11 protein-coding genes and 1 tRNA gene are annotated in these 14878 nt (G+C 73.8%); 4 read left to right on the top strand and 8 right to left on the bottom strand.

Annotated features, from left to right (window positions below):
* Positions 1 to 150: 150 nt before the first annotated feature.
* The 3 genes from glmU to ACZ5DC_RS15565 form a co-directional block, all read right to left on the bottom strand.
* Entirely contained in the window at positions 151 to 1599 is a 1449-nt protein-coding gene (glmU, locus tag ACZ5DC_RS15575) for a bifunctional UDP-N-acetylglucosamine diphosphorylase/glucosamine-1-phosphate N-acetyltransferase GlmU (RefSeq protein ID WP_468652968.1), read from the bottom strand.
* A gap of 118 nt (positions 1600 to 1717) precedes the next feature.
* Positions 1718 to 1788 (bottom strand) — tRNA-Gln (locus ACZ5DC_RS15570).
* A 6-nt stretch (positions 1789 to 1794) separates the two neighbouring features.
* Positions 1795 to 2667 (bottom strand): terminase gpP N-terminus-related DNA-binding protein, encoded by an 873-nt coding sequence (locus ACZ5DC_RS15565; protein ID WP_468652966.1) that lies wholly within the window; start codon positions 2665 to 2667, stop codon positions 1795 to 1797.
* Positions 2668 to 2833: 166 nt separating this feature from the next.
* On the opposite strand from ACZ5DC_RS15565, the gene ACZ5DC_RS15560 reads away from it, so the two are divergent.
* Positions 2834 to 4144 (top strand): sensor histidine kinase, encoded by a 1311-nt coding sequence (locus tag ACZ5DC_RS15560; RefSeq protein WP_468652964.1) that lies wholly within the window; start codon positions 2834 to 2836, stop codon positions 4142 to 4144.
* Positions 4145 to 4205: 61 nt separating this feature from the next.
* Here the strand turns inward: ACZ5DC_RS15560 and ACZ5DC_RS15555 are convergent, their stop codons facing one another.
* Together ACZ5DC_RS15555 and ACZ5DC_RS15550 are read right to left on the bottom strand one after the other, a co-directional pair.
* Positions 4206 to 4700 (bottom strand): SUKH-3 domain-containing protein, encoded by a 495-nt coding sequence (locus tag ACZ5DC_RS15555; RefSeq protein ID WP_468652962.1) that lies wholly within the window; start codon positions 4698 to 4700, stop codon positions 4206 to 4208.
* Between the two features lie 58 nt (positions 4701 to 4758).
* Complete coding sequence (locus tag ACZ5DC_RS15550) at positions 4759 to 5274, bottom strand: YwqJ-related putative deaminase (protein ID WP_366749673.1); 516 nt, start codon at positions 5272 to 5274, stop codon at positions 4759 to 4761.
* A 276-nt stretch (positions 5275 to 5550) separates the two neighbouring features.
* Here ACZ5DC_RS15550 and ACZ5DC_RS15545 point away from each other — a divergent pair, with 276 nt between their 5' ends.
* The 3 genes from ACZ5DC_RS15545 to ACZ5DC_RS15535 all read left to right on the top strand — a co-directional run bounded on the left by ACZ5DC_RS15545 (position 5551) and on the right by ACZ5DC_RS15535 (position 10775).
* Positions 5551 to 6591 carry an SMI1/KNR4 family protein gene (locus ACZ5DC_RS15545; protein WP_468652960.1) on the top strand — a complete coding sequence of 347 codons (1041 nt, stop codon included), beginning with the start codon at positions 5551 to 5553 and terminating at the stop codon, positions 6589 to 6591.
* Between the two features lie 10 nt (positions 6592 to 6601).
* Entirely contained in the window at positions 6602 to 9610 is a 3009-nt protein-coding gene (locus ACZ5DC_RS15540) for an SUKH-4 family immunity protein (protein WP_468652958.1), read from the top strand.
* Between the two features lie 277 nt (positions 9611 to 9887).
* A complete protein-coding gene (locus ACZ5DC_RS15535; protein WP_468652956.1) occupies positions 9888 to 10775 on the top strand; it encodes a DivIVA domain-containing protein in 888 nt (295 codons plus the stop codon).
* Between the two features lie 19 nt (positions 10776 to 10794).
* Here the strand turns inward: ACZ5DC_RS15535 and ACZ5DC_RS15530 are convergent, their stop codons facing one another.
* The 3 genes from ACZ5DC_RS15530 to ACZ5DC_RS15520 form a co-directional block, all read right to left on the bottom strand.
* Entirely contained in the window at positions 10795 to 12429 is a 1635-nt protein-coding gene (locus ACZ5DC_RS15530; RefSeq protein ID WP_468652954.1) for a sodium/solute symporter, read from the bottom strand.
* Positions 12426 to 12869 carry a DUF485 domain-containing protein gene (locus ACZ5DC_RS15525; protein ID WP_468652952.1) on the bottom strand — a complete coding sequence of 148 codons (444 nt, stop codon included), beginning with the start codon at positions 12867 to 12869 and terminating at the stop codon, positions 12426 to 12428. Before ACZ5DC_RS15525 ends, ACZ5DC_RS15530 begins: the two co-directional genes overlap by 4 nt.
* A 189-nt stretch (positions 12870 to 13058) precedes the next feature.
* Positions 13059 to 14555: an MFS transporter gene (locus tag ACZ5DC_RS15520; RefSeq protein ID WP_468652950.1), complete on the bottom strand. Its 1497-nt coding sequence runs from the start codon at positions 14553 to 14555 to the stop codon at positions 13059 to 13061.
* Positions 14556 to 14878 lie beyond the last annotated feature (323 nt).

Genomic DNA, 14878 nt, shown 5'->3' with positions numbered 1-14878 from the left:
CAGTCTCCTCAGAGGTTGTCTCAGCCAGCCGGCTGCTCGGCGACCTCTCGGCTGGGCGTGAGAGGCCGAATCAGCTGGTAAGGGTGCAGGATGCACACATACGGATGTGCACTTATCACGGTACGCCGTGTTTGGCGCACGCGTTTCCGGTCAGTCCTCGTTCCCACCCTGCCCCGACGACGCCTCGGCCGCCTTCGCCGCCGCGCTCCCCGGACGCTTCCGGGCCACCCAGCCCTCGATATTCCGCTGCTGACCACGGGCCACGGCCAGCGAACCGGGCGGCACATCCTTCGTGATCACCGACCCCGCCGCGGTGTAGGCACCGTCCCCCACCGTGACAGGAGCCACAAACATGTTGTCCGCACCCGTCCGGCAGTGCGACCCCACCGTGGTGTGATGCTTGTCCTGACCGTCATAGTTCACGAACACGCTCGCCGCGCCGATGTTCGTGTAGTCACCGATCCGCGCGTCCCCCACGTACGACAGATGCGGCACCTTCGTGCCCTCCCCGATCGACGCGTTCTTCGTCTCGACGTACGTCCCGATCTTGCCCTTCGCACCCAGCCGGGTCCCCGGCCGCAGATACGCGTACGGTCCCACCGACGCCCCCGCCCCCACGACCGCCCCGTCCGACACCGTGTTGTCCACCCGCGCCCCCGGACCCACCTCGGTGTCCTTCAGCCGGCTGTTCGGCCCCACCTCGGCACCCTCACCCAGCCGCGTCGACCCCGTCAGCTGCGTCCCCGGATGCACCACCGCGTCCCGCTCGAAGGCCACCGTCACATCCACCCACGTCGTCGCCGGATCGACGATCGTGACCCCCTCCAGCATCGCCCGCTCCAGCAGACGGTCGTTCAGAATCCGCCGCGCCTGCGCGAGCTGCACACGGTTGTTGATCCCGGCGATCTCACGGTGGTCGGCCGCCACCGACGCCCCCACCCGGTGCCCGGCCTCCCGCAGAATCCCCAGCACGTCCGTGAGGTACTCCTCACCCTGGCTGTTGTCCGTCCGCACCTTCTTCAACGCGTCCGCCAGCAACTGCCCGTCGAACGCGAACACACCGCTGTTGATCTCCCGGATCGCCCGCTGCGCCTCGGACGCGTCCTTGTGCTCCACGATCGCGGTCACGGCACCCGTCGCCCCGTCCCGCACGATCCGGCCGTAACCGGTCGCGTCCGGGACCTCGGCGGTCAGCACGGTCACCGCGTTGCCGTCCGCGTGATGCGTCCCCGTGAGCCGCCGGAGCGTGTCGGCGGTGAGCAGCGGGGTGTCCCCGCACACCACCACGACGGTCCCGTCCACGGACCCGCCCAGCTCCTCCAGACCCATCCGCACGGCGTGCCCGGTCCCGTTCTGCTCCGCCTGCACGGCGGTCCTGGTGGCCGGGTCGATCTCGGCGAGGTGCGCGCCGACCTGCTCACGGGCGTGGCCCACGACGACGACGAGGTGCTGCGGGTCCAGCTCACGGGCGGCGGCCAGCACGTGTCCGACCAGGGAACGGCCGCAGATGTCGTGCAGGACCTTGGGTGTGGCCGACTTCATACGGGTGCCCTCACCCGCTGCGAGAACGACGACGGCGGCCGGGCGGATGGCGCTCACGGGGTTGCCCTTCGGCTGTGGGTGGGTGGGGGTGACAGCCGCAGGATACCGGGGGCGGTTGAGGGGGACGTGAGTGCGGGCCCTGACGGTGGTGTCAGGGCCCGCACTGAGCATTGCGCTCCCGGGGGAGGACTCGAACCCCCATGATCAGAACCAAAATCTGACGTCTTGCCCTTAGACGACCCGGGATTACCGCTATGTCCGATTTCCTAGATCGGGCGCGGTGGCAGCACCTACTATGCCGTACCACCAGCCCTCGATGCGACGGTACAGCTCGGCACTCTGCCGGACCGTGACGACGAGGCAACCTCGGTAGCTCTCGTTCGTGTTCTTCCGGACCGTCTTGGGGTTGTGCCGTTTGAGGGTTGTCTTGCCGAAGCTGTCGCGGTCGGCTTCGACGAGGTCTGCCCAGTACTGCTCGGCACCCTGTACGTCGGCCGACTCGTGGATCATCAGACGATAGCTCAGCGAGTCGCGCTTCACCTGGAGCAGGTCGAGCCAGGCAAGGAACAGGCGGATCATGCTCGGGTCACTGTTGACGAACGCGACTCGCTCACGTCGGGCGTGGGGTTTGTCCTTGGTGCCCTCGGCCCAGTAGAGCGCGATGCCCGCGATGAACAGGTCGCGATCGGACATGGCGCCGATCTCCGCTGTGGCGGCTGCTTTGGTCCGGCGTCGCTTCTCCTCGCGGACTGCGAGTTCATGCTCCCACCGCTTGCGGGCTGCGAGCTTCGCCTGCTCTGCCGGATCGCGCCGCTCCGGCCGCGGCAGATCCCGCACCCACAGCGACACGGAGCTTCGTGAGCAGCCCAGTTCCGCCTCGATCCGGTCGTACGTCCAGCCTTGGAGCCGTAGCTCCCGCGCCCTCTCGCGAAGGTCGTCCTTCGCCCTCGGGCGCTTCGTCCACTCCGGCGGGGGTTCGCCCTTCACCAGTTGGTTGAGGATGTCGTTGTTGTAGATCTTCAGCTCGTCTCGGATCTGGCGGAGGCTGTGGCCGGCCCGGCGGAGGGTCACCGCCTGTTCCCGCAGCCCCTCGAAGTCGGCGTATTTGCCCGGTGAATGTGCCATACGCATACCGTCCGGACGGAATGCCGGGTTCCGGGGTCGAACGGCAGAGGTTCACCAGTTCGAGGGAAAGCGGGTGGTTTCGAGGTCGTTCGGTCACGGAGGGTGGCGTGTGGTGGTAGGCGAAAGTCACCGGAAATGCCGCACCGCTCGCCCGTAGGCTGGAGCCATGACCACGACGGGGGAAGACCACGAGAGGGCGTTGACCGGCCCTTGGTGGTGGGTGAGGCGGCGCAGCGCGGTGTTCGACGGGGGCCTCGCGCTGGCGTCCGCTCTGGAGTGCGCGGCGGAGGGGATTCCGTTCGCGCGGGACGCGGGGATTCCGGCGTCCGTGGGGATCGTGTTCGGTCTGGTCGCCGGTTCGGTGCTGCTGGTGCGGCGGAAGTGGCCGATCGCGGTGGTGCTGGTGGCGATCGCGATCACGCCGGCCCAGATGGGTTTCCTGATGGGTGTGGTGGGTCTGTACACGCTGGCCGCGTGTGAGCTGCCGCGGCGGATCATCGGGGCGTTGTCGGGGATGTCGCTGCTGGGGACGGCGGTGGTGACGTTCGTGCGGGTGCGGCAGGACATGTCGCGCGGGGATCTGACGCTGGGTGACTGGTTCGTGCCGTTCGCGGCGGTGACGACGGCGTTGGGGCTGACGGCTCCGCCGGTGCTGCTGGGGTTGTACGTGGGGGCGCGGCGGCGGTTGATGGAGAGTCTGCGGGAGCGGGCGGACAGTCTGGAGCGGGAGCTTCAGTTGCTCGCGGAGCGGGCGGAGGAGCGGGCCGAGTGGGCGCGCAGCGAGGAGCGGACGCGGATCGCCCGGGAGATGCACGACGTGGTCGCGCACCGGGTGAGTCTGATGGTGGTGCATGCGGCGGCGTTGCAGGCGGTGGCCCGGAAGGATCCGGAGAAGGCGGTGCGGAACGCGGCGCTGGTGGGGGACATGGGGCGGCAGGCGTTGACGGAGTTGCGGGAGATGCTGGGGGTGTTGCGGGCGGGGGAGGGTGCGGGCCGGGGTGCGGTGTCGGCGCCGTTGGCGGCGGTGGGGGAGGCGGCCGCGGCGGCGGCTTCTCGGGTGGCCGAGGTGGAGGGGGCGGTGGAGGGGCCGTGTCTGTCGGAGCTGGATGAGCTGATCGGGCAGTCGGCCGCCGCGGGGATGGTGGTGGAGTTGTCGGTCGAGGGGGAGGTGCGGTCGTATGCGGCGGAGGTGGAGCAGACGGCGTACCGGGTGGTGCAGGAGGCGTTGACGAACGTCCACAAGCACGCGGCGGGTGCGAAGACGCGTGTGCGGTTGGCGCACCGGGTGTCGGAGATCGCGATGCAGGTGGAGAACGGGCCGCCGCCGGAGCCGGCGTCGGCGTCGGCGGCGGGGTTGCCGTCGGGTGGGAACGGCTTGGTGGGGATGCGGGAGCGGGTCGTGGCGCTGGGCGGGGTGTTCGTGTCGGGTCCGACGGACGCGGGGGGTTTCCGGGTGTCGGCGGTGATCCCGGCGTAGCCGGCGTGGGGGCGGGTCGCCGGGGGCCGGTGCCGGCGGGGTGTCGCGTGTGTGCGGGGGGTCAGCCGGCTGTGAGGCGGACCGGTCGGATGCCGGTGATGAGGGTGGCGAGGGCGTGGTCGATGTCGGGGCCGAGGTACCAGTCGCCGGTGTGGTCGATGGTGTAGACGCGGCCTTCGGCGTCGATGGCGAGGAGGGCGGTGTTGTCGGTCTCCTGGCCGAGGGGGCTGAGTTCGGTGCCGAGGGCGCGGCCGAGGTCGCCGAGGGTGCGGGCGTGGTGGAGGCCGTGGAGGGGGTCGACGCGGAGGCCGGCGGGGGCGATCTGGCGGCCGGGGCCGGTGGGGGTGATGCTCAGGCCGCCGAATTCGGCCCAGGCTTCGACGGCGGCGGGGAACACGGTGTGCCGGTGTCCGGCGGGTGAGGTGTGTTCGCGGAGGGCGTCGGCCCAGAACTCGGCCTGCTTTATGTCCCAGCGTCCGGGTTGCCAGCCGGCGGCGCGCAGGGCGGCGTCGACGGGTACGGGGAAGCGGGTGGTGGAGGTGCGGTCGGGGTGCATCTGCCCTTCGATCGTCGTGCGTGCTGGTGGTTCCGGTGGTGTCGCTGGTCGCCGGGGGTCAGTCGGCGGTGGGGGTGGGGTCGACGATGCGGACGCCGAAGTGGGCGCTGAGGGCGGTGCAGGCGCGGCAGGGGGTGGCGAAGCTGCCGTGGAGGGGGTCGCCGTCCTCGCGTATGCGGCGGGCGGTGAGTTTGGCGTGTTTGAGGGCTTTGCGGGCTTCGCCGTTGGTCATGGGTCTGCGGGCGGCGCGTTTGCTGCGGGTGGCGTCGGCGGCGGCGATGTGCCGGGAGATGAGGATGGTTTCGGCGCAGCGGCCGGTGAAGCGGTCGCGTTGGTCGCTGGTGAGGGTGTCGAGGAAGTCCTGGACGAGGGGGTGCAGGGCCGGGGGCTGGTCGCTGCGGGCGGCGGTGCCGGTGAGGGTGGCGCCGCGGACGGAGAGGGCGGCGGCGACGGTGGGCAGGATGCCGTCGCGGCGGTGCCGGAGGGTGGGGGCGGGGGGTGTGTCGGTGCCGCTCCAGTCGATGCGAGGGTCGCCGGCCCGCACGTCGGTACCTCCGGTCTGCAGAGCGTTCATGATCGTTCTTCCCTCCCCGGGCGTCCCCCCGAAGGACACAGGGTGCCAAATGCCGTGGCTGGTGTGGAAGCTGGGGCGGTGCGACACGCCCGTGTCCGGGCGGGCTGTGACGGTGGGGTGACGGCTGGTCACGAAGGGGGCGGGGTGGGGGCGGCCGGGTGCCGGGGCGGGGTCGCGGTGGGCCGGTGACCGGGATTGGCGTACCGCATAGGCTGTCGCCATCCGCGATCGACACCGCCGTTCAGGCCAGAGAGAACGCCGCAGGGGGCAACCGCCATGACGACAGGTCGGCTCGGGCTGGGTGTGCCGCCCAGCGGCCAGGCCGGTGGGCAAGCCGCGCCGCCGAACGCGGCCTATGCCGGGCAGGTCGTGCACTTTCCGGATCCGGTGCGGGCGGCACGTCACCCGAGAGGGGTACGGGTCGATGAGCGGGGTTACCCGGATTTCTCGCCGTACGCGCGCGTGGCGGTGGAGATCGCCGAGCCGCCGGAGGGGTTCGGGGTCGACGAGTTGCGGCTGACGGACTGCGTGTCGGCGAACGCGGCGCTGGCGGCGGCGGGGCACGAGTTGTGGGACACGGTGCCGGATGTGGCGACGCCGCACGGCTGGACGTGGCATCACGTGGCGGGTACGCGGCGGCTGGAGCTGGTGCCGGTCGAGGTGAAGGCGTTGCTGCGGCATCACGGTGGCGTGGCGACGGCGCCGGTGGACCACGGCAAGCGGGGTACGCGGCCGTTGCAGGAGTCGCGGCCGGCGCATTTCGGGCTGCCGAAGTCGGGGGTGGCGGTGACGGAGGCGCAGGTGCAGGGGGTCGAGGAGGACCTCGGTTACCGGCTGCCGGGCGCCTACCGCTCGTTCCTGAAGGCGGCGGGCGGGTGCGCGCCGGTCGGCACGGCGCTGGACGCGGGGTGGGGGCTGCTGCTGGACCAGCCGTTCTTCACGGTGCGGGACGAGGCCGCGGTCAATGACCTGGTGTACGTGAACAAGTGCCTGCGTGACCATCTGACGAAGGACTACCTCGGTGTGGCCTTCGTGCAGGGCGGGCTGCTCGCGGTGAAGGTGAGGGGCGAGCGGGTCGGTTCGGTGTGGTTCTGCGCGTATGACGACGTGCGGGACGTGGATCCGTCGTGGTCGCCGGAGGAGCGGGTGGAGCGGCTGCTGCTGCCGTGCGGTGACGACTTCGACGCGTTCCTGTCCCGGCTGGCGGGCAGTCCGCCGGAGTTGGAGACGGTGGCCCGTCTGATGGTGGACGGCGGTTTCGTCCGTGTCGTGCCGGTGGCTTCCGGCTCGGCGTCGTCCGGCCCGGTGGGGGAGTGAGCGGCGAGCGATGGTGACGTACGCGCAGGCGCAGGAGCGCGCCGAGGAGTGGATCAACGGCGACGTGCCCGCGTACCAGCACCGTGAGGTGCGGGTGCGGGAGTTCGAGCTGGGGTTCGTGGTGTGGGGCGAGGACCGGGCGGAGGGTCCGCGTTCGGACGCGGGCGGACAGCGGCTGGTCATCGCCCGGGACAGCGGGGAGGCGACGCTGTGGCCCGCGCTGCCGGTGGGTGAGGTGATCCGCCGGTACGAGGAGGAGTACGGCCGTGCGGACGGGTCGCGGGAGGCGGTGCCGGCGCCCGCGGCCGCGCGGTTGGATTTGAACCAGACGTCGTTCCTGCTGACGCCTCCTGAGTGGTTGCAGGAGGCGGCGGACAAGCTGGGGCTGGGGGAGCGGCGCGCGGAGGGGGCGGATGCGCCGGGTCCGGTCGCGCGGGCGTCCGCCGACGGTGGGTCTGCTCCGGCTGTCGGCGGGGGTGCGGCCGGTGGTACGGCGTCCGGTGCGGCGGCTGCGTCCGGCGGGAGCGGGCCGGCCGGGACGCAGGCCGAGACGCAGGCCGGGGTGCCCGCGGGAGCGGAGGTGCCCGTGGGGGCCACGCCGTGGGCCGGTACCGACACGAACGCCGGGCCCGGTGAGGACGACCGTTCGGTGCCGCTGCCCGCGACGGTGTTCGCGCCGCCGTTGGGCGACGCGGACGAGGCGCCGCGTCCGCCGGCGGTGGCGCCGGACGCGCCGACCGCCCTGATGTCGGGCGGCAGCCGGCTGCCGCCGACGGCGGTCGCGCCGGCGCTCGATCTGCCGGGTGCGCAGGGCGGCGCACCGGGGGCCGCCGTCCCGCCGGGTGCGCCGGGCGTCGGCCAGGGCAGCGTGCCCCCGCCGCCGCCGGGCACGCCGGCGTACGGCCATCCGCACGTTCCGCCGGCGCAGGGCGCCCCGCCCCCGACTGCCGCGCCCGCCGGTCCGTCGGGCGCCCCGGCGTACGGCTATCCGCAGGGGTCCGGGGCTCCGGGGTACGGCTATCCGCCGGCGCCGGGCGGTGCGCCGCAGGTGCCGCAGTCTCCGGCGGCCCCGGGCGGGCCCGAGCGGCGGCTCGCGCCGAACGCGGGGGAGATCGCGGACGCCGCGACGAGCAAGGCGGCGCCGCCGAAGAAGGGGCGCGGCGGGGTCGGCGCGCCGCCTCCGCCGCCTGGCGCCCCGGGTGCGCCGGGCGCGCGCCTGGGGAGCGCGGCGACGCCGCCCCCGCCGGCGGGCGGGTACGTGCCGACGCGGCTGGTGCCGGCGGTCGGGCCGGAGAGCCCCGAGGCGCAGGACGGACCGGGGAACGCGGGCGGGACGCGGCCGCCGGGCGGTGCGCACCACGCGGCCACGGTCCTGGCCGACCCGAGCCGGCTGAACGGACCGGCACCGCAGCCGCCGGGTGCCCCGGGCGCCTCGGGCATGCCGAACCCGGCCGGCGGCCCTGCGGCTCCGGGCGGTCCGGGTGCGCCGCAGCCGCCCGGTGCGCCGGGTGGGCAGGGCGTCCCGGGCGGCCCGAGTGCGGCCGGTGCCCCGGCGGCTCCGGGCGCCCCCGCTATGCACAACGCCCCGGGCGGCGCGCCGAACGTGCCGGGAACCCCCGGCGCGCCCGGCGCGCCCCAGCCTCCGGCCGCTCCGGGCCGTCCCGGCGCCGCAGGTTTCCCGCAGCCGCCGAACGCGCCCGGAACCCCCGGAACGCCCTCCGCTCACGGTGCCGTGCATCACGCGGAGACCGTGCTGGCCGCTCCGCCGGTGGCCGGGCCGGGCGTGCCCCCGCCGCCGGTACCCGGCGCTCCCGGCATGCCGGGCGCCCCGGGCATGCCCATGCCGCCCGGCGTCCCGGGCGTGCCCCCGGCGCCGGGTGCCTCCGCCATGCCGCCCGGCGCCCAGCCGCCCCCGCCCCCCGGCGTCCCGGGGATGCCCCCCGCCGCTCCCGTCGCGCAGCCCCCCGTGCCTCCGGGTGCCATGCCGCCGCCGGGTGGTCCCATGCCCGGGCAGGCAGCGGCGTACGGGTATCCGCGGCAGGGGCAGCCGACGGTCGGTCCCGGTTATCAGGCCGTGCTGCGGTACCGCGCGCAGGACGGGTCCGAGCAGCAGTTGATCCGGCGTTCGGCGCCGGGGACGCCGCACCCGGAGTGGCAGATCTTCCACGAGCTGCGGGCCATGAACGTGCCGCCGGACCAGGTGCTCGAGCTGCACACGGAGCTGGAGTCGTGCGAGCTGCCGGGGGCGTACTGCGCGCGGATGATCCGGGAGCAGTGGCCGCAGGCGAGGATCGCGAGCATCGCGCCGTACGGCACGGACCAGGCGAGCCGGCAGCAGGGCATGCGGCAGTTGCTGGCGCACCAGGGCGAGTTGCACCAGGTGGCGGACGGTCCCGCGCGGCCGGCGCCGGTGCGGGCGCCGCTGCCGCCGGTGCAGGCCGCGCCGCCGGTGCCCCCGGAGGGGATCGCGCAGGAGCTGGCCGGGGCGTTCGGTCCGGGTGTCTTCCGGTTCGAACAGCAGGCGGTGTCCCGGCAGGGTGTGCCGCCGATCGTGGCGCACACCCTGGTCGTGGCGGGGCTGCCGCTGGACATGGGGCCGTTCTTCTGGGCGCAGGCGCAGCCGGGCCGGCCGGTGCCGACGCTGGCGGAGCTGGCGGCGGAGCGCGGGGTGCGGCCGGCGGCGGACGCGGGGTCGTACCTCGTCATGGGCACGGACTTCGGCAAGGCGGTCTGTGTGCAGTACGGGACGGCGAACATCGTGGCCGTGCCGGTGGAGGCGGGGCCGGGCGGTGCGCCGGTGCCGCCGCAGTTCGTGAACACCGGGCTGCCGGAGTTCACCCGGTGCCTGGCGCTGCTGGGGCGGATGTGGCGGCTCAGGTACGGGCTGAACCAGGAGCAGGCGGGCCGCTGGACCGTCGACTTCCAGGCGCAGCTGGCCGCCCTCGACCCGGCGGCGCTCGGTTCGCCGGAGAGCTGGTGGTCGGTGCTGCTGGAGCAGATGTGGGACGGGTTGCTGTAGTCCGGCCGTAGCCCGGTCGCCGGGTGTGATCCTTCGGGCCCCGCACGCGCAACGCGTGCGGGGCCCGGCGCGTTGTGCGTGCGGAGGCCGGCGCGTTGTGCGTGCGGAGGCCGGCGCGTTGTGCGTGCGGAGGCCGGTGCGTGTCCGTGAGGGGGCCGTTCGGGGCGTCGGCGTGACGTGTCTGCGGAGTGTCGCGTTATGAACCGTTACTTCCCATCCATCAAGATATGCACGAAATCATCCTGTCATGCAGGTCCGGTGGAGAGGGGTCCCCAGGGTGAGCAGCGCATCGATGCCACCGCACGGCTTCGCGACCGTGCGGGGGCGTGGCTACCGACCCGACCAGGTCGAGGCGTTCCTGGAGGCGCTGTCCGAGGACCGGGACGCCGCCTGGGAGCGTGCCGCCCGGCTGACCGTCCTCGCCAAGGACATGGGGGCGGAGGCCGCGCTGCTGCGCGAGACCGTCGCCGAGCTTGCGCCGCAGACGTACGAGACGCTCGGGGAAGGCGCCCGCAAGCTGTACCAGTGCGTGCTCGACGAGGCGGCGGACCTGCTGGAACGCACCCGGCGCGAGGCCGCGGAGGAAGTCGCGCGGGCCGAGGCGGACGCCGAGCGCGTCCTGCGGGAGGCGCGGGAGGCGGCGGACGCGGTCCGCGCGGAGGCCGACGAACGGGCCCGTCAGTGGCTCCTCGCCGTGGAGACCGAGGCCGAGGGCATCCGCGTGGGCGCCCGGCGCGCGATGAAGTCGGGGCGCATGGAGTCGCTCGCGGAGTTGCGTGAGGCGCGCCGGCGCACCGAGGGCATGCTCGCCGAGCAGTCCCAGAAGCACGCCGCGCGCTGGGCGCGGGCCGAGCGGGAGGAGGCCGATCGGCTGGCGGAGCTGGACGCCGGGTACGCCGAGCGGACGAGCCGGGCCGAGGCCGAGCTGGCCGAGGCCGAGCGTGCCCTGGCGGAGGCCGAGGAGTACGAGCGCCGTTCCCCGGAGGAGGCGAGCGCGCGTGCCGCGGAGATCATCGCCGAGGCGCGTGCGCAGGAGGAGCGCATCGCCGGGGAGACGGAACGGGTGCTGCGCGAGCACGGCGAGCTGTGGGACGAGATGCAGGCGCACATGGACTCCGTGCGCGAGACCCTCGTCTCGCTGACCGGCAGGGTGGTCCTGGAGTAGCCGCGGGCCGGTGTTTTCGTCACCTTCCCTTGCGTACCGCTCCCGCCAGGATCCAGCCCTCCACGGCCTCGTACTGGTGCCGCTGCCGTTCCGCCTTCGCGCGGCCCGACAACACCGTGCCGAGCCAGCCGAAGAAGAAGCCGGCCGGGATGGAGACGATGCCGGTGGTGGTGAACGGGAACCAGTTGAAGTCGGCGCCGGGGAAGGCGGAGACGGGTGATCCGGAGACGAGGTTGGTGCCCGGCATGAGCAGCAGCACGGTCAGCGAGCCCCCGATCAGCGTGCCCAGCAGCCCGCCGCGGGTGTAGCGGCGCCAGAACAGGCCGTAGACCAGGGCGGGGGCGAGGGCGGAGGCGCCCAGGCAGAAGGAGAGCGTGACCAGGGGCTGCAGGCTGTGGTGCTGCACCAGGGTGGCGAGCAGGATCGTCGGCACGCCCGTGGCGAGCGCCGAGACGCGGGCCAGGGTCATCTCGCGGCGGGCCGGCATCTCCGGCACCCGGGCGGCGAACACGTCGTGCGCGAGGGAGTTGGCGCAGGCGAGGATCATTCCGGCCACGGAGGCGAGCAGGGTCAGGAAGAGCGCGGTGGTGACCAGGGTGAACAGGAGGCCCTCCGCCGTCGACACGTCGGCGCCGAACACCGCGCGCGAGCCCATCAGGTACGCCGTGTTGCCCTGCGGGTCGGCCGTGGCGATCGCCGTACGCCCGAGCAGGGCCGTGGCGCCGAACCCGACCACCGTGATGACGAGGACGAACAGGGCGACGAGGCAGACCGCCCAGGACATCGAGCGGCGCACCTGGCGGGCGCTGGAGGCGGTGTACATGCGCATGGTGATGTGCGGCAGGCAGGCGCCGCCGAGGACGACGGTCAGCTGTGAGGCGATCATGTCGGCGCGGCCCGTGGGTGTGGTGCCGAACTCCAGCCCGGAGCGCAGGAAGCGCGGCCCGGCGCCGCTCTGCCGTGCGGCGGCGGTGAACAGGGCGCCCGGGTCCCAGTCGAAGCGGCGCAGGACCAGGAGGGCGACCACGGCGCCGGAGCCGACCAGCAGCACGATCTTCAGGATCTGGATGAGCGCGGTGCCCTTCATGCCGCCGATCGCCGCGTAGGCGATCATGAGCAGGCCGAGTCCCACGACGCATCCGGTCTTCAGGGACTCGTTGGTGAAGCCGAGGATGAAGGCCATCAGCTGCCCGGTCCCGGCCAGTTGGACGAGCATCAGCGGCAGCAGCGCGGCGATGGTCACCGCGCAGGCCGTGATCCGTACGCAGCGTCCCGGCAGCCGGCGGGCGAGGGCGTCGCCCATGGTGAACCGGCCCGCGTTGCGCAGGGGTTCGGCCAGCAGGAACATCAGCAGCATCAGCGACAGGGCCGTGCTGAGGGCGAGGACGACACCGTCGTAGCCGCACAGGGCGATCACCCCGCCGGTGCCGAGGACGGTGGCGGCGGAGACGTAGTCGCCGGCGATGGCGAGGCCGTTGCGCAGCGGGGACAGGGAGCCGTAGCCGGTGTAGAACTCGTCCAGGTCGTCGCGGTCGGGGCCGGTCATCACGCACAGCAGCAGGGTCACGGTGGCGGCGGTGGAGAAGGCCACCAGGGACATGGTCTGCGCGGAGTCGCTGAAGCCGGTGGACGCCGCACCGGCGGCGGCCGTCATCGGGCCGCTCCGCGCCGCGCGTCGAGTTCGGCGTGCCTGCGGATGCGGTCGGCGAGCGGATCGACGTACCGGCGCGCGGTGTGCTCGTACAGGGCGATCGCCAGCCAGGTGACGGGGAGTTGCAGCAGGGCGAGCAGCAGCCCGGCGGGGATGCCGTCGGCGACCGTGCGGGTCATGACGCCGGGCGCGTACGCGGACAGGACGAGGAACAGCGTGAAGTAGCCCAGCGCGGTGAGCGTGGCGGTGCGCCGCTGCCAGCGGTAGGCGCCGCGCAGCAGGCGCAGGTCGCTGTGGCGGCCCAGGGGCGCGCGCGGCGCCCGGCGGACCGGGCGCTCCGGTCCGGGCGGCGCGGGCGGCTGCCAGGGGTAGGCCGGCCGTGCCGGGTACGACGGCTCGGGCGGGTGCGGTGAGTACGACGGGTGCGGCGGGTCGTAGGACATCCCGGGGCTCCTTGCGCGGCTCGGGTCCGTGGCGGCGGACCGCAGGGAGGTGGGAGAGCTGAGCCACGCACGCTACTCGCGCGTCCCGGGCCGCGCGGCGTTTTCACCGAACTGGCCGGTCGGTATGCGCTTGCCCCCGGGAGGACGGGCACGCCACCTGGGGTGTCACCCGAGTCGACCCGCCCGGGTTCAGTCCTGGAGCACCGGGAACCGGCGGGGCGCCACCACCAGCAGCACCACGAAGGCCAGGGCCGCCGCGACCGCCGCGCCCAGGTAGACCGTGTGGACCGCTTCGGCGATGGCCCGCCGGGTCGCCTCGGGAGCCGTACCGGCGTCCAGCGCGCGCGTGACGGAGTCCAGGTCGCCCGCCCCGCCGAGCCGCGCGGCCAGCACGCCGTTGGCGACGGCGCCGAACAGGGACGCGCCCAGGGTCTGGCCGGTCTGCCGGCAGAACAGCACCGACGCCGTCGTGGTGCCCCGCTCCGACCAGCCCACGGTCGACTGCACCCCGACGATCAGCGGCAGCTGGAACAGTCCCAGCGCCCCGCCCAGCAGCAGCATCAGCAGCGTCGGCTGCCACCACGACCCCGGATACGGCAGGAACGGGAACGCGAACAGGATCAGCGCCGCCAGGCCGATGCCGAGCAGCGCGGTGTCCCGGAAGCCGATCCGCCGGTAGACGTGCTGGCTCAGCGCGGCCGACACCGGCCAGCTCAGCGTCCACACCGACAGCACGAACCCGGCGGCCACCGGCGCGAGCCCCAGCACCGACTGCGCGTACGTCGGCAGGAACACGCTCGGCGCCACCATCAGCAGCCCCAGCGCGCCCAGCGCCAGGTTGACGGCCGCGATCGTCCGGCGCCGCCACACCCAGCCCGGGATGATGGGCGCCGCGGCCCGCCGCTCCACCCACACCACCACGGCGACCAGCAGCAGGCCCGTGCCGGACAGGGCCAGCGACGGCGCCGACAGCCACGGCCACGCCACCCCGCCCTGCACCAGCGCGGTCAGCAGCACCCCGCCGCACGCGAACACCGCGAGCGCGCCGGCCCAGTCCACGCGCGCGGGGCGGGTCTCCTCCCGCTCCGGCTCGTGCAGGTGACGGACGATCAGCCACAGGGCGGCGGCGCCGATCGGCAGGTTCACCAGGAAGATCCAGCGCCAGTCGGCGTAGGCGGCGAGCACCCCGCCGAGCCCGGGACCGGCGACCGCCGAGACCGCCCACACCGTGGAGAGCTTGGACTGGATCTTCGGGCGCTCCGCCAGCGGGTACAGATCGGCGGCCAGCGTCTGCACCGTGCCCTGCAACGCCCCGCCGCCCAGGCCCTGCACGATCCGGAACGCGATCAGCGCCCCCATGTTCCAGGCCGCCGCGCACAGCAGCGAGCCGAGCAGGAACACGGCCGCGCCCACCACCAGCACCGGCTTGCGGCCGAAGGTGTCGGACAGCTTGCCGTACACGGGCAGCGTCACGGTGACGGCGAGCAGGTAGCCGGAGAACAGCCACGAGAAGACGGAGAACCCGCCGAGGTCGCCGACGATCTGCGGCACGGCCGTGGAGACGACGGTGGAGTCGAGCGCGGCCAGCGCCATCGCCAGCATGAGCGCGGCGACCACCGCGCCCCGCCGCCGGGTGTCCTGCCGCCGGCCGGCTCCGCCGCGCACCGCCGGTGTCGTCCTCCCCACCGCGCACCCCTCCCGTGGTCCCTGTCGGACGCTACCCCGTGCCCCCTGCACGTACCACCGGGACGACAGCTTCCCACGGCGGGCCGGGCAGGAGCCCGACGCGGCCAAAGGGTGGAGGCCTCGCGCACCGACGGGTGGAGGGCACCCCGAGAACGGCTCCACCCGGCGGTGGAGCACCCCTAGGGGTTCCTCCGTACTACGGCTCGGGGAGGGTTCGTCCCGGCGGAGGACGAGACCGGCCGGGGGCGCTCCCTAACCTGGCTGTACGCCGCTGGGGGGCGGCGGACCGCACCGGCGGGGGTGGGGATTACCCCCGGGAAAGA

The sequence above is a fragment of the Streptomyces sp. NPDC031445 genome (assembly GCF_055581365.1).
The sequence above is the reverse complement of the archived record's forward strand: the minus strand, read 5'-3'. Positions and strand labels throughout refer to the sequence as shown.

What these genes read in the sequence shown, in the direction of transcription:
- ACZ5DC_RS15565 (WP_468652966.1), bottom strand. Translation starts at nt 2,667, where the DNA reads ATGGCACATTCACCGGGCAAATACGCCGACTTCGAGGGGCTGCGGGAA.
- ACZ5DC_RS15560 (WP_468652964.1), top strand. Translation starts at nt 2,834, where the DNA reads ATGACCACGACGGGGGAAGACCACGAGAGGGCGTTGACCGGCCCTTGG.
- ACZ5DC_RS15555 (WP_468652962.1), bottom strand. Translation starts at nt 4,700, where the DNA reads ATGCACCCCGACCGCACCTCCACCACCCGCTTCCCCGTACCCGTCGAC.
- ACZ5DC_RS15550 (WP_366749673.1), bottom strand. Translation starts at nt 5,274, where the DNA reads ATGAACGCTCTGCAGACCGGAGGTACCGACGTGCGGGCCGGCGACCCT.
- ACZ5DC_RS15545 (WP_468652960.1), top strand. Translation starts at nt 5,551, where the DNA reads ATGACGACAGGTCGGCTCGGGCTGGGTGTGCCGCCCAGCGGCCAGGCC.
- ACZ5DC_RS15540 (WP_468652958.1), top strand. Translation starts at nt 6,602, where the DNA reads ATGGTGACGTACGCGCAGGCGCAGGAGCGCGCCGAGGAGTGGATCAAC.
- ACZ5DC_RS15530 (WP_468652954.1), bottom strand. Translation starts at nt 12,429, where the DNA reads ATGACGGCCGCCGCCGGTGCGGCGTCCACCGGCTTCAGCGACTCCGCG.
- ACZ5DC_RS15525 (WP_468652952.1), bottom strand. Translation starts at nt 12,869, where the DNA reads ATGTCCTACGACCCGCCGCACCCGTCGTACTCACCGCACCCGCCCGAG.